A 22,149-nucleotide genomic window follows, 5' to 3' on the forward strand; every position below is an offset into this window, starting at 1 on the left:
CTGCGACGGATGGAACGAAGCGGACAGGATTTCGCGAGCCCATGGTATCCGGTGCGTAGTGGAGTCCTTGCGTGCCGACCCACCGTGCCTTCATGATCCAACGATCGACGACCAAAGTCGAACTAACTGCCGTCAGTAAAACCGCAAGAAGTCCAAATCCGATTCCGACATAACGCTCGACGCTCCAGCCAAGTTGCCTGCCGACGAACCAAAGCACGACAGCGACAATGATCAATGCGCAAACAGTCGTCCAGAACAGCGAAATCGATTTGTCGGCGTTTGGTTCTCGTTCGCCTAAGTATTTTGTTGAACTCATCTTTTAATACTGCTCTAGCGTCCGGCTCGCTTTGAACGCGCCATTCCCATCGACTGTAGACGGCAAGTGCCCGCCCAACGCTTCAACCTCTCCGATCGCCCTCGTTCGCAACGAGTTCGCATGAAACAGGCGTAGCGCCAGCGCGAGGACGACTGCACCCGTCACACCTGCCGCCATCCACGCGAATAGATCCGCTGCCTTCAACAACACTCCGAGCAAGACAGCGAGAATTGGTAGAACGCTCACGAGGATGGCAGACGCGTGCGATGCCGACGACGGCGGAACACCTATCCGAAGCGAAGAAGCTGGCTCGTCTGCACAGGCTATGTAGAGCCGAGCCTGTTTGCCCTCCTGGCTGACCAGTAGTTGAGGACCCTGACCGTACTGAACCAGCTCCGCTGCCAGCGCGAGAGAGATCCACGGGCTGATCGGGCCGACCGGACCGATGTAGTCACTGATGTTCACCATTCCGCTTGTTCCACCTTCGAGCACCAAGCCACAATCGCCGAAGGCACGGGACAGCGAATATCCCTCGGCCTTCCCGAGATTACAGTTCCAGCCCGAGCGAATTCTCGATAGCGGGACTGCTCCCGCCTCGCCCAGTTGCCGAAAGTCCGCAAGCATGGAAGCGGTCGCGGCGGGCATCGAGCGATAAATCCGGACGACGGGCACTCCCGAATCAAGCGGCGGTAAGTTTGCTTGAAATAGAAGCGCCACAGCAGATTCAGTAAAGTGGGTAAATGCGTCACTATTGTCTTGAAGTTGCACGCACAATAGGAGTAGAGCCGCGCGCTCCTCAATAACACTGCGCTCGATCACTGGCCAACTTAGCTTGGTAACTACTTCGACGTCGATGTGCACAGGAAGATCGAATGCATCCCACCGTATCCGGATATGTTGCTCTATTACGCTTACATCCGCGTTGCCGCCGGTCCAGGCGACGATTCGCAGCGTGTCGTTGATTCCGGATGACAGTACGGCGTCCTTCGATTCTGTCAGCAGGCGTTCGAGAACTTGTTCCGTCCGGCTTGACCGATAGTCGTCAGTGATTTCATCCAGGCGAAGAGCCTCATTCCCGTTCTGCGGCGCAGTTCCTGACAATCCTCCAATCTTTTCGGCGAGAGCATCCTCGACAAGCAGAACGGAGAATCCACTCAACACGACGTATTGACGAGCCCAGCGCTGCCAAGCAACGAGCACCGCATTCTTGTAGTAGTCCGTGCAATTGACACCAAAATCTGCCATATCCAAGCAGTGGAAAATTGCGCTCCAAAGTGCCAAGCCCATTATCAGAGGTATGCCTACTAGACAAAGCCAGAACTCAGCACCATTGGACTGCTGGTGAAATATTGGCCAGGACACCAAGACCACCACAGCTGCGGCCAGTACTATGCCCATCGAATACGCGCCCACCAGCCACAACGACGGCTTTTGGCTTGCTGGCCGCGCTTCAAACATTGGAATAGACCAACCCATGCTCAGAGTCCGAACTCGTCAGTGCTTGCGAGTACCTGTGCGCCACAAGATGTTCGACAACCATGTACCGCAACGGGACGGCTATCTTCAATATAGCCGTCATCGCCGTCAATGATCTTTACCGTACCGTGCTGCGGGCACCTCACTAAATCGCCACGCAGCGCGCAGGCTCGTCCATCTATGACGAGAGTGGTAGAGGCTGATATGACACATCCACCGTGAGTTGTCGTGTCGCCATATCGGATCGGTGCTTTACTCATTGATTGGCCTTCTTATTCGCTAACAAAAATCTGCCAGCTTGCTAACACATTAGCTCGGATGACCCGAATACTTTCGCCGCGCCACTTCGCCGTCACAGATTCCGATCTATTTCGGACGACAACTGCGGCTTGATGGTCTGAACGTTGATATGCCGCCGAAATGATTCGTCAGTGAAACGTTCCGGATCACGATTCATCCGGCCTCATGGCCGACCATTCTTCTTGAAGATGCGCGAACCGAAATAGATCGGCGCGCCAAGCGTATAAGCCTCTAGCGAGTAAATCAGGCCAGGCACTCCCGCCAAGCTGGTCCTCTTCGGCACGATGCCCACCTTCGGATCGCACTGCATGTGCGTCCAGCCAGCGTAGCTTTTCACTTCTGGAGGCTTGCTCTTCAGGTCCTGAAATTCAGGGAAGTCGTAGTCGACTATCGAGTGCTCCTCGCCCTTCACGGGATAGTCGAGATAGGTTTTTCCCCAACCCTCTCCCATCGGCAGAGAACTCTGGAGCACCCGCCCATCTTTCATCTCGATGAATCCACGGTCATTCGCGACGACAAACTGCTTTACGTTTTGCGGCATGGGAAATTGACTGTCGTAGTGCCCCCACAAAGGAACAAATACATGCGCGGGCGTTCCGAATGTTTTTCCTCCATTCTGAGATACCCATATTCCGCTGAAATCATCGACCGGAATAGCGATATATCTCGTCGACGGGTGAACATAGCGGTAAAAAACAATGCGATACGAATGCGGCACCACTTCGGTCTTGATTCCCAGCTTCGAATCGAGATACCACAACGCGCCCTCGCATTCCCAACCCTTCAGTTCCAGCCAACGATGATCGTCGAACCGATAGATCACCTGCGTAGGCGGCTCCTTCGGCATGCGCGCTGCGAGACCCGGCGCCAGCGGGACGGTTGCGATGACCGCCAATCCGGCGAGCATCAGACTCAGCACCTTGCAAGCACGCTTGCGCAGTAGCACAGAACCGAACACCATGCACCCGGCACTCCACAACGGTATCGTCCACCAGACCAAATCTGTGAAATTGGCATTCATCAGTTAGCCCTCCGCCTTGGGCACGGGCAAGGGCCATTGCCCCGTTCCGCCCGCCGGTGTGGAGAATGCATCATAGGTATCAAGCACGGTCGTCAAGACAGGCGCGGCCATGATGGCGACTTTTCCTCTTGGCGCAAACATACTTACGATCCCGGGCGGTAGCTTCGGCTTGTTCATTTGCTGCTTCGTGATTGGCGGCAAGACTCCGTTTTTGAAATAATTCCTAGCATCCAAATCAGGATTCTTTGGATGCCGCCAATCGGCCCAATGCAAGAGTCGCCACCAAAATTTTTCATCATCGAACGCCATGCACAGGCCTATCGCGACGTCGAACGCCATGCACTTCTCGATCGTGTCATGGCTCAATGTAATAGCCGAATGCTGCGACCAGTCCCCTTGCCGTTCCGCCAATCTCGAAAGTGCCTCCTCCTTCGTCTCGATGCGTTCGACCAAAACAAGGTTTGGACTGCCACGCATTGTCCAGATCCGAGTCGCATTGTATGGGTAACCGCGAGCCCGCAGCGTCGCTTTGATTGAGCTTTCCGAAGCGGCCACATAAGGCACCTGTGCTGCCGAAGGATCGCTCTCCACGCCCGTCGCCAGATTGACTACCTTGCGAACTGGCTTGGCGCCTTCGGCGGCGAGCGCCGTACCGGACAGATGCTCGCCCAGCCGGTCCTTTCCAGTCAATATCGCAAACCTGTAGGGTTCGGGAATGGCCGGACCATTGATCGTTCGCCTGCCTTCATCCAGAGGAACTGGAAATGCTCCATGGGGAACGGTGAACTTCTCCGGTCCTGCGCCCACGGTGTGTCCGTCCGAAAAAACGCGTTGAACAAAGTTCGGTCCGAATAGCGGCAACGCGGCGTCTTCAACGCCCTGCCAACCTATCCCCTGGACATTGGGCAAGCTCACCACGCTATCCTGAGGGCAGAAGTAGTTGAAAACCCCGCCAAAGTTGTCGCGGGCATGGCCCGGCTGGCTCCACGCTCTTTCATTGGCGACGCCGGTACTGACCACACGCGAGGCTTCCACTGGTTTGCGCGCCTCACGCATTAGCTTCGCAAAATTTGACAAGGTTTGAACACGTGCCTCCCGCGATTGGTGCTTCCCTGGAAATTCCAGTTCGACAGCGTTCGGTTCAAGCGCATAGGGCGAATCGCATAGAATCACGTTGTCGGCGGGACGAAGCTTGGCCTCCTGCACAATGAAGTTGGCAAGCATCGTAATTTCGGTTCCCTGACTATGGGCAATAATATTGATCACATCGTTCTTAGCTAGCGGATGCCGCCGAATTTCGAGAATCAAATCCGCCAACCGCCGGGCCGCATGCACATAGTAAATGCGGTGCGGATTCCTGTAGAGCCGACCTTCAGAACCAAGTACCAGCCCTGTGGCCGCAACACCGGTGCTATAAAGTCGACCGCTGACGCCAGGGCCCCACATGTCCACCAAATTATTCGTAGCATTGGGGAAGGGACCGCCATCCTTCGCGTATGCTTCGCTTAGCCAGTTATCGAAATTGTCGTGGCATGAATAGCCTTTTCTCGCATCGTTACGTTCATCGATGTAGTACGCGTCGTAAGGCAAGTCGGGATCGCGATTGCTACTATCCAGCTGGTCTTTGTAACGACGTTGATCATCCAGATAGGCCTTCCTATCTACGGGACGATAACCCCAATGGAACGGAATGACCGGGGAGCGCCCCTCTTCGAGAATGCAGGGAGACGGAGAAGGAGCGCCCGGGACCAGTTCTGGGACGGTGTTCTCCGAGCCTTCTGTCCACACGCCCCACTTATGCGGCGTTAGATCGTCGCGCCCAAGACGCTTGTTCAATCCTGCGCAGATATGTTTGTCGATCAACGGCATGAACTGGCCGTCATCATTGACCCCGTGGATTGCAATGATGATACAAGGCATGGGCCTCTTTGCCGGTACCTTGCAGGTAAGCATTGCGCCGCTACCGGCGGGCATCGGCATCGCTTGCTGACCTTGTTTTGAGTTACGAATCTTATTCCGCTTGTTCGATGTATCAGTCATGAGTAACGCCCAACACTTCAATATTCAGATTCTCGACGTCGTCGCGGTTGAATAACTGGCTCATGCCATTTGCGTCTGTGACACCATCGGCAGTCGACCCGTCAGATAGATGCACACGGAATCGATGGTAGCCAAGGGGTGTATCAGGATCCCCCTCGGGGTGCAGAAAGAACTTACGCGCGAACGATCCGCTGGCAAATGACGGCATGACCGACGCCGCAGTCTCGGCGCCTGCCTTTGAGATTGAAGGCGTCTTGACGAGAAAATTGCTGCTGCCGCCCACTTGCGGTTGACTGTCGGCCAGTTTGAAGAACGCGCCGCCGCCGTTCGAGATAAGCACCTCTTCTTGTCCAGCGAACAGCAAGCGTTTCCCTTTGATGATCACATCCCCGTTTGCGGTCAGTTCAATAGGTCCAGAATGCGCCTGTACCTGAACCGGGCCATTGATAGCGAACAACTTGAGCCCAAGTCTTTGAGCGAGGAGCGACACGGCCTTGCCTGCGGCGACAGTGAACTTCTCGACGACACTAAATTCGGCGTTTCCGCCAGTGGTCGCGGTAATGTGCCTTCCGCTGGACATCTGAATGTCGGCAGGAGTCGCCGATACGATGCCATCCGGCGCACTTAGAAGCACAACGGCCTTCTTCAGCTCGGCATAGTCATTCTGGAGGCGCGCTTGCTGCGCTTTGACATCGGCGAGTTCGGCTTGGGCAGCTTGGGCGATGGATTGCAGCGACGCCGCCTGATCCATGGCGGCCTGCAACTGCCTCATCGCTTCCGGAACGTCGAGTTGCGTTCCTGATGCGTTAGGCTTGACCTCTGCGGTAATGAGCACACCCTTCCCGCCTCTCACAGCGATATGCTCATCGCTTCGCAATTCCGCGCCTCGCCCGCGCTCCTTGCGATTCGCATCGACCATATGCCCCAGATTCAGCTCGCTCGTCTGAAACGGCGTGCTCAGGTGGATATGCTCGATGCCTTCCTTGTCCTCCATGCGCAATTCGTTCCGCCCAGCCGTGCGGATCAGATTGCGGGTGTTATTGAGGTTATTGACCAGGTCCGGATTCAGGCTGTCATGGAGCGATCCCATGATCACCGGCCGATTCGGATCCTGCCCGGTAAAGATGAGGGCCACCTCCGTGCCATCGGTCAGCGGAAAGTGATGGCCGTAGTCGGCGCCCGCATACGGCTTGGCCATCCGGATCGCGCGGCTCTGCCCGCCCGGACTCCACTCGTCTAGATCGAACGGCATCTTGACGACATACAGGCCCTTCTCCGTCAAGTAGCTGTACTTGTAATGCCCGGGCGAGTCCACTCTGGCCGGAAGAATGCCTTCGATCTTCGGTTGCGCCACCGAGCCGATGCTCGTGCGCCAGCGTCGATCCGCCGGAATCGCGCGGAAGGTCGTCCAGTACGACGAGCTGCGCCCGCCGCCACAGCGAATCGATGTCACAAGCAGCCCGTTCGGTGCATCCTTCGGGTTCACATCGAGTCGCACGACTTCACCCACTTCCAGCGCGAACGGATTGCCTCGTGCCCGATAGGTGATCTGCGTGGCCAGATGCGCCTCGTGACGTCGGCGCGCGATGTCGCGGCCTTCTTCCAGCGTCTCGTAATGCTCGCCCCAGTGGTTATCGACGCCGTCGGTGGTCGGGTCGCCGGGCGCGGCGTTCTGCTCGACCAGCAGCGATACATCCGCCTGCCGATGGTTGTAATCGTTCAGCTGAATCGCTTCGGGCACGCGTTGCGTGATAGTCCTGAGCGAGCGGACGGACTCCGCGCCCGCGCTCTCCAGACCCGAGTGCGACCGCACAGGCAGAACGCGCTGCTTGCGTGCATACGCGTCCAGATCATCGCCAAAAATGATGACGGCGCGATCCTGTTTCTGTTCGAAGCGAAACCAGATGCCGGCTCCCGCGCACAGCCGTTGAATGAACGCGAAGGTCGTCTCGTGATACTGGGTGATGTACTCGAATCGCCTGTAATTGCCGCGCAAACCCTTGAAATCGAAATCGACGCCCAATCGATAACCATAATGACGCAGCGTGTCGGTGATGATCTCCACGACGGACTGCTTCTGAAACAAGCGGCTCTTTCGCGCTCTGGCCAAATCCGCGATCTTCGGCACGAGCGTCACGCGATAACGCGTTTCGTCGGCCGATGACCCGAGGTTCTCGAAACGCTGAATGATTCCGTGCGTCGAATGCTTCGACGGCATCTTGCTGAAGTCTTTCCATCGGCCGCCGAACATCTTCTCGAGATAACTCTGGTCCGGATCGACCGGCTCGATCGAGAACGTTGCCGGCCGGCCTACGACCTGATCCATCGGGATGTCGGCAACCGGACTGGTGAACTCGATGCGGTATTCGTAAAGCTTGCTGATGTCCGCTTGTCCGCTGAAACCAAGGACCGAAATGGGCGCTGGTTGCGGCTTCAGGGTGAGGCTATACGCCTGAGTCGGTATGACCATCGACATGCGAAAAGAGAACTCCCTAGGATTGTGCTGTGCGGTTTGCAGATAAACCGACCTGGTCGAATGTGGATTCCGACGCGCGATGCATCGGTTTTTCAGCGTCCGACATTCGACCAACACGCGCGATCTTTACATACAAAATCGCTGCCTAGAGGCATCTATATATCGCAGTCCAAACCTTGATCTATGTTACTTGTGCTAAATCATTTACTTAAACCAATTTGACGATTCGCTTTTCAGAGTCGTCTTAGACTTCTTGTCTAAGTCGAAGCTGGCCTTCAAACTCCATCACTCGGACAACGAGCGTGATGCGACATTTACCCGCAACTCCGGCACACCCCCACGCTCGACGAACACGACAGCGTTCTGCTCAAATTCCGACATCAACGCATCGGCGAGTTCTTCCGTCGCGCCGAGCACGAAGAGACTGGCCTCGGCGCTCCAGACATCGAGCGGATCGATGCCCTCGCCCGGCAGCGCGCGCAAACCCATCTCTGCGACCCGCGCAATCAACACCCGCTGACGCGCCGCATTCTCCTCGGGCGTCAACACGCGGCCGAACGGATTGAACGTCGTGACAAACACCGCGCTCTCGACCCCGTGCGTCTCCAGCAACGCAAGCACATCGCGATTCTCGACGCCAATCTTCATCTCGATGCAAGGCTGCGCATCGATGCGATAAATCGCCGCACGATACACGTCGAGCGTCGCGGCGGGCAGTCCGTGCGTGCGCTCGAGAACGATCGGCTGGCCATGCGGCGTGGCGTGCGCGGCCTCGTCCCATTCGACGCGACGGCGCGCGAGCAGCGCCTCGCTCACGCAGCCTTTCTCGGTCGCGATGCGCTCCAGCGCACTCAGCCAGTGCGCGTAATAGGTATCGCCGCGATCGGGATCGCCCGCCGCCTGCGCATCCTCGATCGCGACGCTCAGCGCATGCGCCCACTCCTTCCACGTGAACACGCCGCGCTCGTACAACGCCAGCGTCATCGCGAACGCCTGCGCTTCCCAGGGCGCGCGAAACACCGGACCATCGTCGTCGAAAGGCAACTCGGGCAACGCCGCTCGCAGTTCGTGCAGCTTCGGTCGTTTATCGGTCGATGTCATTCGAAGTACGATTCCCAGCAATCGACACACACCGAAGACGCGGTCGTGTCCGGTCCCCACAGCGCCTGCGCATCGAAGCGAACGGTGTAGAGCCATTGCGGATGCTCGCCGTGGCCGAGCGCGTTGGTATCGGGAAAAACATGCGTGCCGCGCACCGCGACGATGCGCCCGGACTTGCCGCGGCAATAGCGCGGCAGGCGCGTGTGCGTCGGCGGATTCATCAGCTTCGTGCGGACTTCATCGCCGATGGAAAAGCGCGCCGCCGACGTGGCCGGCCGATCGACCGGCGCACCGCGCGCGAGCGCCGCGCTCACGTCCGCCGCCTTCAGCACGCGCACGCCCGGTTTCGCTGCGGCTTGCGCACGGCCGCTCGCGATTTCTTCCGCGCTCGCGAGACCCTTCGCGATCAACAGTTTCTTCAAGCCCTCGAACCAGATCTCGTAGTAGCTGCTGCCGAGATACCGCGCGGGCGGCAGGCTTTCGCGCGCCGCGCGTGATGTGTCGATGTTCCATTGCCCCGTCGCGCCCATCGCGAGCGTGACGGCCAGCACGCGCCGCTCCCATTGCGCGTGAAAAGGCGATGCGCCGGGCGCGTCGCAGGCATCGATCTCGACGGGGCCGAACGCCTGCATGCCGCCCATGTCGTGCGCCGCGTTCATATCGATGCTCCCGCTGTATTCGACGGCGCGAGCGCGAGGCCCGTGCCGATCATCGAGTCGCGCGTGACGAGTTCGGCGAGCGCGTCTTCGTCGAGATGATCGGAGCCTGCGGGACGCATCGGCACGACGAGATAGCGCACTTCGGCGGTCGAATCCCATACGCGCAACTCGACGTGTTCCGGCAACGCGACGCCGAAGTCTTGCAGCACGCCGCGCGGATCGATCACCGCGCGCGAACGATACGGCGCCGACTTGTACCAGACCGGCGGCAGGCCGAGCACCGACCACGGATAGCACGAGCACAGCGTGCAGACAACCATGTTATGTATGTGATCCGTGTTCTCGAGCGCGACCATGTGCTCGCCCTGCCGTCCAGTGAATCCAAGCGATGCGATGGCGGCGGTGGCGTCGTCGAAAAGCCGTGCGCGAAACGCTGGATCGCACCACGCTTTCGCGACGACGCGCGCCCCATTGCGCGGCCCGACCTTGTGCTCGTAGGTCTGGACGAAGACATCGAGCGCCTGCGGATCGATATAGCCCTTCTCGATCAGCAGCGATTCGAGCGCGCGCACGCGCAGATCCATCTCCGGCAACTCACTGCCGGCGTGTTCGTGGTCGTGATGATGATGCGGATGTTCGGGGCTCATGAGCGGGCTCGCGCGTGGCACAGACGTCACACGTTACCGGAGCGCGCGCACACGTGCAAACGCCGCCTATACTGGATTCAGCGTCTCATGCGAGGAGGATGTCATGACACGCAAGTACATCGATTGCCGCGAGTTCCCGAGCGACACGAATTGCAGCGTCGCCCTGTCCGCCGACACCGAAGACGAACTGCTCGAAGCGGCCGTGCAGCACGCCGTCGCGGTTCATCAGCACACGGACTCGCCCGAGTTGCGCTCGCAACTGAAGACCCTGTTCCGCGACGGCACGCCGCCCGCCTGATCCCCGCGTCGCCGGGGACTCAGCCGAGCTCGAAGCTCGTCACGCCGAACACATTGCCGAGCGGCACGTCGGGTGCCGCCCGCGTGTACATGCGCGCCGTTTCGAACACGCTCTGCATGTCATGTTCGACAGCGAGCGCGACCGCCGCCGGGTTGCTTTCGGGCACGTCGAGAAAGACGGTCTCGCCCGGCAGAACGGACACGAGCGCGCGATACAACGCCCGCGCCGTGCTCAGATCGTCGGCGAAGAGCGGGCCGATCTTGTGCCCCGTGCCGCAGCGGCGGATGACGGCGAGACCGCTGACCGCGTCGCCCTCGAACGCCGCGAGCGCGCGCGCGTGCGCCTGCGGCTGCGACAGCCACGCGCGCAGAAACGCGGCGCGCTCGCACGCGAACATGCGCGTGTCGTAGCGAAGCAAGAGGTCGAAGGGTATGTTCCGCGCATCGGTGACGGTGATGGCATCGGCGCCGTCTTCATCGGTCGATGCGACGCCTCGATATCGCACGTTGCGATACGCAAGCACGAAGCCGGACTTGCGATAGTTCGGCTGCTGCGCGAGCACGCCGTCGAGCCCGATGTTGCGCGCGCCGAGATAAGTCGTGCCCGCGGTCCACAGGCGCAGACCGAAGCCCTTGCCGCGCCATTCCGGACGCACGATATAAAGCCCGATGAAACCGAACGCGTCGTCGTAGGCGACCGCGGAGATGCAGCCGACCGGCGCGCCGTCCCATGTGCCGACGAAGAATCCGTGCGGATCGGCGGCGAAGAACGCGCGGGCATCGTCGAGGCCGGGGTTCCATCCTTCGATCGCCGCCCAGTCGAGTGCGACTTCGACATCGCGCGGCGTCATGCGGCGAATCGCGAAGCGGGCGTCTTCAGGCGTGGCGCCGGGCGGACAGGGAACGGACGACATGAGCGCGCCTTGTCGAAGTGCGGAGGCGTCCAGTGTCGCGCGTTTTCGGTGCAGGGAGAAGATGCGGGGAAACTAGGAAACGAAACGAAGAGCGTTGACGAGAAGAGTCAGGACAGCGAGGCGAACGTTCGTCCGCCCCGATCAGGAATAGCCCTGACGGCGTTCGCTGCGGCTGAAGCTCTGACGCGAGCGCCAGTCTTCCGAGCGCAAGACATACTCGCCGTCCTCGCGCGCTTCTTCCTCGGAATCGAAGCCTTCATCGCTATATGCGACAACCTTCATTCCGCCTCCCGCCGCTCGCTCGACGGTGATGCCCCAATGCCAACCGTCTTCCTGATTGAAGACGTGCAGCGTCGGTTTCGACGATGTGGTCAGTTCCATATGTGCGGCTCCCTCGGACGCCCGTAATGCTTACCGGCCGTCCGGTGAAACGCTCTTTGCTTACCGGCGTTTGATTATTCGTGTCGATGCTGTTCGGTGCATGATTGATACGGCGGACATGCCGCCCGCCAGAAACAGCATACGCAATGCGATGCTGCGTTGCAACACAGGGTTTCCCTAAGCGTGGTGAGAATGGCGAATGCTTGACTGGAATTATCAGCAACGTCATGGCTACTACGTGCAACGACGTTCATCTCGATTTTTGGAACGTCCTGACGAGCGTAGTGAATTTTTGGTGTCACACGCTCATTGTGTGATCGTCACGCGCGCGTTCGAGCCCCGCGAGCCAGACAGCAACGGATTCGCAGGTCCAGTTCGCGTCGTCGTGAGGCAAGTCATGGCCCGCCGCCGGATGCACCGCGTGCGACGCGTGCCATTGTCGTGCGATACGTGCCGAACACACCGGATCGACGAGCCGATCGGCCGCCGACGACAGCAGCAGCACCGGACAGCGCGGCGCATCGGAACCTGCGCGAAAACGCGCCGCCGCCGCGAGTTGCCGCAGCGCGTTCGACGCGCTCGCGCCGTGCGTGCGCCGCAAATGCGTCCAGTGCGCGATGTCCGCGTCGCGCGTGTCATCGCGATTGGACGTGAGCGCATGGATCAGCGCTTCGCATCGTCCGGCTTGCGTCCATGTCATCGCGATGCGCGCGAGCATCGGCCATGCGGCGGGACGCAAGCGCTCGGTCATGCGCGCGAACGGCCGCATGCTGGTGTTGATCAGCACAAGCCGCTCGACCTCGCCGGGATAACGCTCGGCCCACGCGGTCGCGACCATCGCGCCGAGCGACATCGCGAGCACGCGGCACGGTCTGCGAACATTCAGCGCGAAGGCGCGCTCGCGCACGAACTCCATCATCTCGATGACGGAAAGCGGCGCCGCCCGCGCATGTTCGACGCCATTGCCCGGCAAATCGATGCACACCGCGCGCCCGCCCGCGCCGACGAGCCCGTGCGCGGCGAGCGCGGCATCGAACGCGCCCCAGTGGCGCGCTTCCCGCGTGAGGCCGCGAAGCAGAATCCACTCGCTCATGACATGCTCGTGCGCTGCCAGTGCGCGCGCGCCCGGCGCAGCACGTCTTCGCGAAATTCTCCGCCAGGCAGCCAGCGACGCGACGAATACGCCGCGCGCGTAAGGAAATCGAAAAAATTCGGATGACGCCGCAAGACGCGCCGCGTGCGATGCGCCTTGATGGGATTGAAGATGCCGAGGCGCGAAAACAGTTGCATCGGGTTCTTGCGAATCCAGCGCCATGAACCGAGTTCGAGCGTCATCGGCAAGAAGATGTTGGGTGCGCGCGAGCGGTCGTATGCAAAATCCCACAAATCGCCATGCAGCAGATATTGGTGACTCTGCGGCTCGAACGCGTAGCCATGATGCGGATACGACTCCTCGAACATCGTCTTGAGTAGATACATCTCCGGCAGATGCGCCATTTGCCGCTCGGTGCGCGCATACGGAAACCAGATGCTGTCGTCCCAGCCGAAGCCCGAGTGGCAATCGAGCGCGAAGCTCAGCGGCCGCGACATCAACTGTTCCTCGACGACGGAAAGCAGCGCCGCGCTCTCCACTTCCATGCGGCCATCCGCCGGACCGCGATACCACGGCAGCCACGGCCCGATGCGCTGTCCGCCCGCGAGAAAGGGCACGCGTCCCTCGGCGCTTTGCGGCGCGTTGCGCATCAGATCGACGCCATTGGGATTCGCGCGCGTGCGTGCGAACATGCCGCCCGGATTGACAATCGGCATGAAGATGAGGCGGATCGCGCGCAATTGATGATGCAGCGTGTCGTCCCATTCGAGACGGCGCAACAGCGCGCGCATGTATTCGAGCACGAGCTGCGTGCCGATGCATTCGAGCCCATGCACGCCGCCGAAGAAGCCGATGGCGGGCGCTTGCGGATCGTCGGAGCCGATCGATGCGGTCCAAATCGGAAACGTGTGCTGGCGCGCGTGGACTTCGCCCATCGTGCGCCACGCGAAGCGCGTCCCGCCCGCGATGCGGATCGCCCTGAGTTCGTCCATCTCCGGAAAGCTGCTCGCGACGGCAACGCTCGACGTGCTCATGACTGCGGCCTGTTGTGTCGTGTATTCGTTGGATCAGGCTCTTTGGCTCGATGCTTTCAGCTCGCGCTTTTGGCTCGATGATGCGCCGGAATTCCCCGCCCGAAACGATCGAGTATAGGGTGCTTCGTCAGTACACGGCAGATCGAATGTGACGCAGCGCGCGAACGAACGGCTTGTGCGCGTTTTCGTTCTGTCACCTAGAATGAAATGACCGCGCAAAGCGGCATGAGGTCTTCGTCATGACATCCATTTCACGCATTGTCCTCGGCGCGCTCGCTTTGTGCTGCGCGGCGTCCGCGCTCGCACAAACGCAAGCGCAAACCACCGATCCGAACGCGCCCAAAACGCGCGCTCAGGTCAAGCAGGAATTTTTGCTCTGGCGCTCGGTTGGCTACGATCCGAATGACTGGCTGAACTATCCCGACAATGCGATCCGCGCGAGCCGCATCATCGCGCAACGGCAGGCTCGCGGCGAAACCGCCGTTCAATAACCGCGCATTCGTCAGGCGGATTCCGCGCGCGGTTTCGAGCCGCGCAGGATGCGGCGCGCGATGCTCCAGCGATGCACTTCCGACGGACCATCGTAGATCCGGAACGCGCGCATGTCCGCGAAGATCCGCGCGACGACGGTTTCGTGCGTGACCCCTTGGCCGCCCAGAACCTGCACCGAACGATCGACGACGCGCCACAGCGCCTCCGATGACACCACTTTCGCGACGCTCGATTCGTGCTTGCCGAGCACGCCCTGATCGAGCACCCACGCGCAATGCCAGATGGCAAGGCGCGTCACGTGCAGGTCCATCTCGTTGTCCGCGAGCATGAAGCCGACGCCTTCGTGTTCGCCCAGCGCACGGCCGAATGCCTGACGCGCGCGCGCGTGCGCAATGGCGACATCGTGCGCGCGCCGCGCAGCGCCGAGCCAGCGCATGCAGTGCGTGAGACGCGCCGGCGACAGCCGCACCTGGGCGTAACGAAAGCCTTCGCCCGCCTCGCCGAGCACATTTTCTTTCGGCACCCGCAAGCCTTCGAAGCGCACGACGCCGTGGCCGCCCGGAAAGCACGTATCGAGCGAATCCATCGCGCGTTCGACCACGATGCCGGGGCTCGACATGTCCGCGAGGAACATGGTCGCGGGGCCGTCGGCGAACTTCGCCATGATGATCGCGACCGATGCGCCTTCCGCGCCCGTGATGAACCACTTGCGCCCGTCGATCACGTAGTCGTCGCCGTCCTGCACGGCGATGGTCTGCAGCATCGCGGGATCGGCGCCCGCGCCTGGCGGCGGCTCGGTCATGCAGAAGCACGAGCGGATATCGCCCGCCGCGAGCGGACGCAGCCAGCGCTCCTTCTGCTGCAGCGTCGCGATGGCTTCGAGCAGATGCATGTTCCCTTCGTCGGGCGCGGCGATATTCAGCGCGACGGGACCGAGCGGCGAGTAACCCGCTTCTTCGAACAGGATCGCCTTGGCGACGTGATTCAGGCCGAGGCCGCCGAATTCGGGTGACACGTGACTCGACAACAGCTTCGCAGCGCGGCCTTTCGCGATCAGTTCGGCGCGCAACGACTCGTTCGGGCCATGCGGCGTGCAACGCGGATCGCGCTCGAACGGCATGATTTCTTCTGCGATGAAAGCGCGCACGCGCGCCTGCAGGTCGGTCAATTCCGGCGAAAGCGAAAAGTCCATCGGCAATCCTCCAGGGAAACGGGCTGAACGCCAAGCTTAACCGCGCGGGCGCATCGTGCGCCAGCGGCATTGCCGTTGGCCCCTCATTCGTCGTAGTCGGTGTATTTGCGCGCGTCGCCCTTCACCTTGTGCGCCGGATACTTCGACCGGTTCAACCCCATCTTCTCGATGAGCGCGTCGTGCAGATCGACGTCAAGCGAATCGGCGAGCATCACGAGGTACGCGAGCACGTCCGCCATTTCATGACGGATCGCCTGCAGTTTCGCTTCATCGAGCTCGGTTTTGTCGCCGGTGGCGAGCCACGTGAACGGTTCGAGCAATTCGCTCGCCTCGACGGACAGCGCAGCGGCAAGATTCTTCGGCGAATGAAAACGGCTCCAGTCCCGCTCGCGAACGAATTCGCGCAGCATGTCGCGCATCTGGATGAGTTCGCGCGTGTTTTCCGGCTGATTATGTTGCTGCATGGGCTTCCTCTGACGTTTCGTGGCCTGCGTTGCGTAGCTTAACGCGACGGCTCGGCGCTGGTCCATGCTTCACAACTACGCTTCTTTATATCTCAGTTTACCTCGTCGATTCCCGGAATTCCCTTCGCTGTACGAGTTCGAGACAATCTGTGCCGTAACGGACAATTTCCTTGCACGATGTTTCTACGACTCATAGAATCGCAGTTATTGATCGCGAGACGCCACCTTCGCCGCGCGATCCCAACATCGAATCTTTCAGGAGCATCGAGATGTCCAGGCGCATTCTTGTCATCGGAGCCGGTTTTGCCGGCATGTGGAGCGCGCTGTCCGCGGCGCGTCTCATCGATCAGCACGGCAGGAACGATATCGAAGTCGCGCTGATTGCGCCGGAGCCGCATTTGCACATGCGTCCGCGCCTGTACGAAGAGAACGCGGCCGGGATGAAGGCGCCGCTTACGGACATCTTCGCGTCCACGGGCGTCCGTTTCGTTCAGGGCACGGTGGACCGCATTCACGTCGAGCGCAACGAGGTCGATATGACCGACGCGCACGGCGCACCATCGACGTTAAACTACGACAAACTCGTTCTGGCAACCGGCAGCCGCCTGTTCCGTCCGCAGATTCCGGGACTGGCGCAACACGCGTTCAGCGTCGATCAGGTCGATGAAGCCGCCGCACTCGAAGCGCATATCGGCGGTCTTGCGGCGAATCCTGACTCCATCGCGCGCAACACGGTGGTCATTGCGGGCGGTGGCTTCACGGGCATCGAAACGGCGGCGGAAATTCCGGCACGTTTGCGCGCGGCGCTCGGCGCGAACGCGGACGTGCGCGTCATCATCGTCGAACGGGACAAGGAGGTCGGGCCGGACCTCGGCGCCGGTCCGCGCCCGGTGATCGTCGAGGCACTGAAGTCGCTCGGCGTGCAGTGGCGGCTCGGCGCGGCGGTCACATCGGTCGATGCGAACGGACTCACCACGTCCGACGGCGAACGTATCGACGCGAGCACGGTGATCTGGACCGCCGGCGTGCGCGCGAGCGCGCTGACCGCGCAGATTCCCGCTGAGCGCGACGCGCTCGGCCGTCTGCATGTGGATCGCAATCTGCGGGTGCGTGGCGTCGACACGGTCTACGCCACGGGCGACGTCGCCTATGCCGCCACCGACGACGAAGGCAATCACGCGCTGATGTCCTGTCAGCACGCGATGAACCTCGGCCGATCGGCGGGCCACAACGTCGCGGCGGATCTGCTCGGCGAGCCGCCGATTCCCTACAGCCAGCCGAAATACGTGACGTGTCTCGATCTCGGGCCTTGGGGCGCGGTCTATACGGAAGGCTGGGAACGTGAGGTGAAGATGTCGGGCGCGCAGGCGAAAGCGTTGAAAACGCGCATCAACACCGAGTGGATTTATCCGCCGGGCACAGGGCGGGCCGAAGCGTTCGCGGCTGCGGACCCGCTGCGTGTCGTTGTAGCCTGAGGCGTCGCGCGATGAAGGCTCACGCCGCCGGATAAAGTCCCAACGTGCGCGCGTGCAGGCGCGCGAGTCCGAGCAGCGCATCGGTGAACGGCGTGGGCACGCCGGTCATCGCGCCCAGTTCGCGCACCGACGCGACGAGTGCGTCGAGCTCGACCGCCTTGCCCGCCTGAACGTCCTGCAACATCGACGTTTTCATCGCGCCGAGCTTGAGCGTGACGGCGTGACGGTCCCGCGGTTCCTGCTCGATAGGAATGCCGAAGCGCGCGCCGATTTCCTTCGCTTCGAGCATCACGTTCGTGACGAAGCCGCGCACGAGATCGTCGCTCAAGATGCGATCGGTGGTGGCGCCGGTGATCGCGCTGATGGGGTTCATCGTCATGTTGCCCCACAGCTTGAACCAGACATCGCGTTGAATCTGCGCGGAGAGCGTGGCGTCGAAGCCCGCCTTCGAGAAGAGCGATACGAGCGATTCGGTGCGTGCCGCCGGCGCGCCTGTCGCTTCGCCGAGTATCAGACCCTTGCCCTGATGATGACGGATGACGCCCGGCGCTTCGACGAAGCAGCTCGCATGCACGACGCATCCGACCGTTTGCGCGCCCGGAATCGCATCGGCGATCTTGCCGTGCGGATCGACCGATGAAAGGCGCTTGCCTTCGAACGGCTCGGCGAGTCCGTCGCAGAACCACCAGGGCACGCCGTTCATCGCGGTCAGCACTACGGTTTCATTCGACAGCAGCGGCGCGATGTGCGCGGCGACGGAGTCCATCGCTGGCGCCTTCACCGCCACGACGACGAGATCCTGCACGCCGAGATCCGCCGGTTCCGCGCTCGCCGCGACCTTCACGGCATGCGTCGCGTCCGTTTCGACGAGCCGCAGCCCGTCTTTTTTCAGCGCATCGAGCGTCGCGCCGCGCGCGACCACGCTGACATCGCAGCCCGCCTGCGCGAGCTTCACGCCGATCCATCCGCCGATGGCGCCCGCTCCATACACGCATACCTTCATCGTCCGGTCCTCGCTCCTGGCAATCATCCGTTCGCCATTGTAAGAGCGGGACGGCGTGCGCGTCGTGCGATCCGTCGTGCACTCATGATGCGCGACGCGTCGTACGAAAAACAGCAGCAATTGCGCTCGATTGAACGGCAGCAGTCGAAGCCGGTTCGCTGCGTATCCGAAGCGCCCATTCGGACCGATATAAGCTCGCCTCGACTGCTTTCAAGACTCGCCGCGCGAAAATAAAACCCCTTGAAAACATAGGTCGCGGGTATTGAAACGATAGCCTGCGCACCTATTTTGGATGCAAGGGCGGCGATAACGAACGCGCTGCCGTGTGAACTTTCTGCTGCTGGCCTCGGGCCGCACTTTCGGAGACTGACCATGAGTGACTTCTATTTTGGCGGCGATGTTTTCTCGGAGCTGGACCGCATGCAACGGCAAGTGTCCTCGCTCTTCGGCAATCTGCCTTCGAGCATTCGTTCGAGCCGCGCGGATGCGTTTCCGCGACTGAACATCGGCAGCACGGACGATGCGATTCATATCGTCGCGTTCACGCCGGGCGTCGATCCCGCTTCCCTCGATGTGACCGTCGACAAGGGCACGCTCACCATCAGCGGCGATCGCCGAGCGCAGGCCGTGGCCGAAGGCGCGCGCACGTATGCCAAAGAGCGCTTCACGGGCAGCTTCCGCCGCGTCATCGAACTGCCGCAGAACGCGGATGCCGACAAGGTCGAAGCGCGTTATGAGAACGGCACGCTGTCCATCACCATCGGCAAGCGCGAAGCATCGAAGCCGCGCGCGATCACCATTCAGTAAGAGAGGCACATCATGACCGGGAACACACAAGTGGCCACGCAAAACGCTAACGAAGTGACACGCAAGAACGAAGACACCGCGCGTCGTGCGACGGTGACACCGGCTGTCGATATCGTCGAGGATAGCCACGGCATCACGCTTTGGGCCGATCTGCCTGGCGTGCCGCGCGAAAAGCTCGACGTGAAGGTGCACGATTCGCGCCTCACGATCGAAGCCGAAGCGGATTTGCCCGTACAGGGCGCGGTGCGTGTGCATCACGCGGAATTGCGTGCGCCGCGTTTCGCGCGCGCCTTCACGGTAAGCGATGATTTCGACACCGCGAAGATCGACGCCAATCTCAGCAATGGCGTGCTGAAGCTCACGATTCCGCGTCGCGAGGAAGCGCGTCCGCGCCGTGTCGAAGTGCGCGCGGGTTAAGCGACGATAACGACACCGATAACTTTTTCTCCGGACGGCCGCGAATTTTTCGTGGCCGTTTTTTCTTTTGCACCGCGTTCACGCCTCTATAATCTTCAGCGGCGGCTTAAGTTGCCGGCATTCTCATACTCAAAGAAATAAGGGACTATCGTGAAGAGGCTGTTGACGGTGTTGTTGGGTTCGTTGCTCGCCGTATCGATCGGAGCGCATGCAAAAGAATGGTCGACTATCCGCTTCGGCGTCGATGCGAGTTATCCGCCTTTCGAATCGAAAGCGCCCGACGGCACGCTGGTCGGCTTCGATATCGATGTCGGCAATGAATTGTGCCGGCGTCTCAACGCGAAATGCGTGTGGGTCGAGAATGCATTCGACGGCATGATTCCGGGCCTCAAATCGCGCAAGTTCGACGCCGTGCTTTCCACGATGTCGATGACGCCCGCGCGCGTGAAGCAGATCGCGTTTTCGAGCAAGCTCTTCCACGTGCCGACGCGTCTCGTCGCCAAGCGTGATGCTGGCATCCAGCCGACGGCGGAATCGCTCGCGGGCAAGGCGGTCGGCGTCGAGCAAGGCTCGATGCAGGAGACGTATGCGAAGGTGCATTGGGGCGCGAAAGGCGTGAAGGTCGTGTCTTATGCGGATCAGGATCAGGTCTATCAGGATTTACTCGCGGGACGTCTCGATGCATCGCTGCAAAACGCCGTGCAGGCCGAACGCGGCTTTCTCAATACGCCGCGCGGCAAGCCCTACGGTTTTGCGGGCGGCGCGCTCGAAGACAGCGCGATCTTCGGACCGGGAACGGCAATCGGCTTGCGCAAGGAAGACACCGATCTGAAGGAAAAGCTCGACGGCGCGATCGCCGCGATGATCAAGGACGGCACGTATAAGCGCATCGAAGAGAAGTATTTCGACTTCGATATCTACGGCGAATAATAGGGACGCTCAATCGTGCGCGGGCAGTCGCGCTCGAGGACCGGCCAAAAGGAGACGACGATGGCGACGCTCAAGCAGATGCAGGCGAAGTTGAAGAAGCTCCAGGCGCAGACCGAGCAACTGATCGCGAGGCGCGCCCAAGCCGTGCTCGACGATATTCGCGCGCTGATGGAGCGGCACGGCCTCACGACCGCGGACATCGACCGGCACGGCAAAAAGGTCAAGCGCGCGGCGAAGCCGCAGGTCACGCTGCCCGCGCCGGCAGGCCGTCATGAAGCGATGACCAAGCTCGCGAAGAAAGGCAAGCTGCCCGCGAAGTATCGCAATCCGAAGACCGGTGAAACGTGGAGCGGCTGGGCGCGTCCGCCCGCGTGGATCGCGAACGTGAAGGATCGAAGCAAGTTTCTGATCGATGCGGAGAGCGCCGAAAAGCTGAAGGCTCAAGCGAGAAAGACCGCGGCGAAGAAGGCGGCGGTAAAGCCGGCAGCGAGGAAGAAGACGGCCGCGCCCGCCGCAAAGAAAACCGTCGCGGCTGAATCGACTGAGAAATCAATAGCGACGTCGGCAAAGAAAGCGGCAGCGAAAAGCAACGCGCCACGCAAGCGCGTCGCTGCAAAGGCCGCGCCCGCGGACGACAACGCAGGTGCTTCGGTATCGACATCGACATCGACGGCTGCATCGTCGGCGCCGAGCGATACCTCCGCATGACGCGCGACGTTCCGCTTTAGCATTTTTGCAGGAAAGCACGGAAAAAAATGGCATGGGCTCCGTAGCGACGGTCACGCGTCCGTCACGCAAGCGCGAGACTTGCCGGCATCGGCATGGTGTTTGCATGGGGCGCTCGTACATGGCGAGTTTCGCGAGGACATCATGCATCATTCGATCGAGCCGCACGAGTTGACCCGAATCGATCTGGCGCGCTTTCAGGTCGTGCAGGTTTCCGACGGCACTTTCACCGTCGTGCTGTGGGAAGCGCCCGAGGCCCGCGCGAATGGTTCGCCTATGCAGCACGTGGAAACATCCACGCTCACCATTCGTCTGTGCGATCCGCTCAATCCCGTGCGCAGAAAAGATGTGTGCGAACGGTTGCGCGCGCATCTCGCAGCGTCACGTTTGCAGCGCACACGAACGAAGCCCTCGCGTCATCCCATTGTTTGAGATCGACGAAAAGTCAATTGGCTTTTCGTGCGATTAAAAAGCAGCAAGGTCCTTCTACACTGCGTTCACATGTCGGGGGCGATTCGTCGATTCATAGAAAACGATTCGCTTCGCCGATTGCGGTTGCTATCGCCAGTCAACTGCATCTCCTTATATCTTCGTCGGAGCAATCTCGTGAACAAGCGACTCGTAGTGGGCTTTGCTATTGCATTGAGTTCTCTCTTCGCCGGCTCGGCATTCGCGAGCGGTTATGGACCGGCGCCGCATTATCGTCCCGATGTCGGTGCGCCGGCATCGCAACACGGCGTGAGCGCGCAAACCTTCGCGGCGGAAGAATCGGCGCAAGGGCGCGGTGATTTCAGCAATACGGAACGCACCGCGCAGAATCAGCGCGGTCAGGTTTCCGCTTCCAATGCTACTCAAGTGGCGCAATAAAAATCGCGCGATCTGGACACG

General features: G+C 60.8%; 24 protein-coding genes. 9 read left to right on the forward strand and 15 right to left on the reverse strand.

Annotated features, from left to right (window positions below; all coding sequences use genetic code 11):
* Positions 1-319: 319 nt before the first annotated feature.
* The 8 genes from AWB77_RS28345 to nthA all read right to left on the reverse strand — a co-directional run bounded on the left by AWB77_RS28345 (position 320) and on the right by nthA (position 10,036).
* Complete coding sequence (locus AWB77_RS28345; protein WP_157694935.1) at positions 320-1,792, reverse strand: KPHS_23130 family T6SS system protein; 1,473 nt, start codon at positions 1,790-1,792, stop codon at positions 320-322.
* A gap of 2 nt (positions 1,793-1,794) precedes the next feature.
* On the reverse strand, positions 1,795-2,052 hold the full coding sequence (locus AWB77_RS34835) for a PAAR domain-containing protein (protein ID WP_074168983.1): 258 nt from the start codon (positions 2,050-2,052) through the stop codon (positions 1,795-1,797).
* Between the two features lie 203 nt (positions 2,053-2,255).
* Positions 2,256-3,113 (reverse strand): T6SS immunity protein Tli3 family protein, encoded by an 858-nt coding sequence (locus tag AWB77_RS28350; RefSeq protein ID WP_157694936.1) that lies wholly within the window; start codon positions 3,111-3,113, stop codon positions 2,256-2,258.
* Between the two features lie 3 nt (positions 3,114-3,116).
* On the reverse strand, positions 3,117-5,153 hold the full coding sequence (locus AWB77_RS28355) for a Tle3 family T6SS lipase effector (RefSeq protein WP_082852770.1): 2,037 nt from the start codon (positions 5,151-5,153) through the stop codon (positions 3,117-3,119).
* Positions 5,146-7,629, reverse strand: coding sequence for a type VI secretion system Vgr family protein (locus AWB77_RS28360; protein ID WP_061137794.1), 2,484 nt, complete (start codon positions 7,627-7,629; stop codon positions 5,146-5,148). The genes AWB77_RS28355 and AWB77_RS28360 overlap by 8 nt, the downstream gene beginning before the upstream one ends.
* 285 nt (positions 7,630-7,914) lie before the next feature.
* A complete protein-coding gene (locus tag AWB77_RS28365) occupies positions 7,915-8,730 on the reverse strand; it encodes a nitrile hydratase accessory protein (protein WP_061137795.1) in 816 nt (271 codons plus the stop codon).
* Positions 8,727-9,389 carry a nitrile hydratase subunit beta gene (nthB, locus tag AWB77_RS28370; protein WP_061137796.1) on the reverse strand — a complete coding sequence of 221 codons (663 nt, stop codon included), beginning with the start codon at positions 9,387-9,389 and terminating at the stop codon, positions 8,727-8,729. Before nthB ends, AWB77_RS28365 begins: the two co-directional genes overlap by 4 nt.
* Positions 9,386-10,036, reverse strand: coding sequence for a nitrile hydratase subunit alpha (gene nthA, locus AWB77_RS28375; protein ID WP_061137797.1), 651 nt, complete (start codon positions 10,034-10,036; stop codon positions 9,386-9,388). Before nthA ends, nthB begins: the two co-directional genes overlap by 4 nt.
* Positions 10,037-10,139: 103 nt before the next feature.
* Between nthA and AWB77_RS28380 the strand changes: the two genes are divergently transcribed.
* On the forward strand, positions 10,140-10,334 hold the full coding sequence (locus AWB77_RS28380; protein WP_061137798.1) for a DUF1059 domain-containing protein: 195 nt from the start codon (positions 10,140-10,142) through the stop codon (positions 10,332-10,334).
* Positions 10,335-10,353: 19 nt separating this feature from the next.
* Here AWB77_RS28380 and AWB77_RS28385 read toward each other — a convergent pair whose 3' ends face one another.
* The 4 genes from AWB77_RS28385 to AWB77_RS28400 all read right to left on the reverse strand — a co-directional run bounded on the left by AWB77_RS28385 (position 10,354) and on the right by AWB77_RS28400 (position 13,755).
* A complete protein-coding gene (locus AWB77_RS28385) occupies positions 10,354-11,247 on the reverse strand; it encodes a GNAT family N-acetyltransferase (protein WP_061137799.1) in 894 nt (297 codons plus the stop codon).
* 141 nt (positions 11,248-11,388) lie between these two features.
* The gene (locus tag AWB77_RS28390; RefSeq protein WP_061137800.1) at positions 11,389-11,628 is read right to left on the reverse strand and encodes a hypothetical protein; all 240 of its coding nucleotides are present in this window, start codon (positions 11,626-11,628) and stop codon (positions 11,389-11,391) included.
* A 298-nt stretch (positions 11,629-11,926) separates the two neighbouring features.
* Positions 11,927-12,721, reverse strand: coding sequence for an alpha/beta fold hydrolase (locus AWB77_RS28395; RefSeq protein WP_061137801.1), 795 nt, complete (start codon positions 12,719-12,721; stop codon positions 11,927-11,929).
* Positions 12,718-13,755, reverse strand: a complete 1,038-nt coding sequence (locus tag AWB77_RS28400; RefSeq protein ID WP_061137802.1) for a M14 family zinc carboxypeptidase — start codon at positions 13,753-13,755, stop codon at positions 12,718-12,720. Before AWB77_RS28400 ends, AWB77_RS28395 begins: the two co-directional genes overlap by 4 nt.
* A 239-nt stretch (positions 13,756-13,994) precedes the next feature.
* Here AWB77_RS28400 and AWB77_RS28405 point away from each other — a divergent pair, with 239 nt between their 5' ends.
* Complete coding sequence (locus AWB77_RS28405) at positions 13,995-14,246, forward strand: DUF4148 domain-containing protein (RefSeq protein ID WP_061137803.1); 252 nt, start codon at positions 13,995-13,997, stop codon at positions 14,244-14,246.
* Positions 14,247-14,257: 11 nt separating this feature from the next.
* Here the strand turns inward: AWB77_RS28405 and AWB77_RS28410 are convergent, their stop codons facing one another.
* Positions 14,258-15,439 (reverse strand): acyl-CoA dehydrogenase family protein, encoded by a 1,182-nt coding sequence (locus AWB77_RS28410; RefSeq protein ID WP_061137804.1) that lies wholly within the window; start codon positions 15,437-15,439, stop codon positions 14,258-14,260.
* Positions 15,440-15,522: 83 nt separating this feature from the next.
* Positions 15,523-15,903: a nucleotide pyrophosphohydrolase gene (locus AWB77_RS28415; RefSeq protein ID WP_061137805.1), complete on the reverse strand. Its 381-nt coding sequence runs from the start codon at positions 15,901-15,903 to the stop codon at positions 15,523-15,525.
* 269 nt (positions 15,904-16,172) lie between these two features.
* Between AWB77_RS28415 and AWB77_RS28420 the strand changes: the two genes are divergently transcribed.
* Complete coding sequence (locus tag AWB77_RS28420; RefSeq protein ID WP_061137806.1) at positions 16,173-17,378, forward strand: NAD(P)/FAD-dependent oxidoreductase; 1,206 nt, start codon at positions 16,173-16,175, stop codon at positions 17,376-17,378.
* A gap of 19 nt (positions 17,379-17,397) precedes the next feature.
* Here the strand turns inward: AWB77_RS28420 and AWB77_RS28425 are convergent, their stop codons facing one another.
* Positions 17,398-18,381 (reverse strand): 2-dehydropantoate 2-reductase, encoded by a 984-nt coding sequence (locus tag AWB77_RS28425; RefSeq protein ID WP_061137894.1) that lies wholly within the window; start codon positions 18,379-18,381, stop codon positions 17,398-17,400.
* Positions 18,382-18,753: 372 nt separating this feature from the next.
* Here AWB77_RS28425 and AWB77_RS28430 point away from each other — a divergent pair, with 372 nt between their 5' ends.
* The 6 genes from AWB77_RS28430 (at position 18,754) to AWB77_RS28455 (ending at position 22,128) form a co-directional block, all read left to right on the forward strand.
* On the forward strand, positions 18,754-19,188 hold the full coding sequence (locus AWB77_RS28430) for an Hsp20/alpha crystallin family protein (protein ID WP_061137807.1): 435 nt from the start codon (positions 18,754-18,756) through the stop codon (positions 19,186-19,188).
* Positions 19,189-19,200: 12 nt separating this feature from the next.
* Entirely contained in the window at positions 19,201-19,605 is a 405-nt protein-coding gene (locus tag AWB77_RS28435) for an Hsp20/alpha crystallin family protein (protein ID WP_061137808.1), read from the forward strand.
* 150 nt (positions 19,606-19,755) lie between these two features.
* Positions 19,756-20,535, forward strand: a complete 780-nt coding sequence (locus tag AWB77_RS28440) for an ABC transporter substrate-binding protein (protein ID WP_061137809.1) — start codon at positions 19,756-19,758, stop codon at positions 20,533-20,535.
* Positions 20,536-20,595: 60 nt separating this feature from the next.
* Entirely contained in the window at positions 20,596-21,243 is a 648-nt protein-coding gene (locus tag AWB77_RS28445; protein ID WP_061137895.1) for an H-NS histone family protein, read from the forward strand.
* 162 nt (positions 21,244-21,405) lie between these two features.
* Positions 21,406-21,693 (forward strand): hypothetical protein, encoded by a 288-nt coding sequence (locus AWB77_RS28450; protein ID WP_061137810.1) that lies wholly within the window; start codon positions 21,406-21,408, stop codon positions 21,691-21,693.
* A gap of 174 nt (positions 21,694-21,867) precedes the next feature.
* Positions 21,868-22,128, forward strand: coding sequence for a hypothetical protein (locus tag AWB77_RS28455; RefSeq protein ID WP_061137811.1), 261 nt, complete (start codon positions 21,868-21,870; stop codon positions 22,126-22,128).
* Positions 22,129-22,149 lie beyond the last annotated feature (21 nt).

The organism is Caballeronia fortuita, from assembly GCF_001544835.2.
Lineage (GTDB): Bacteria > Pseudomonadota > Gammaproteobacteria > Burkholderiales > Burkholderiaceae > Caballeronia > Caballeronia fortuita.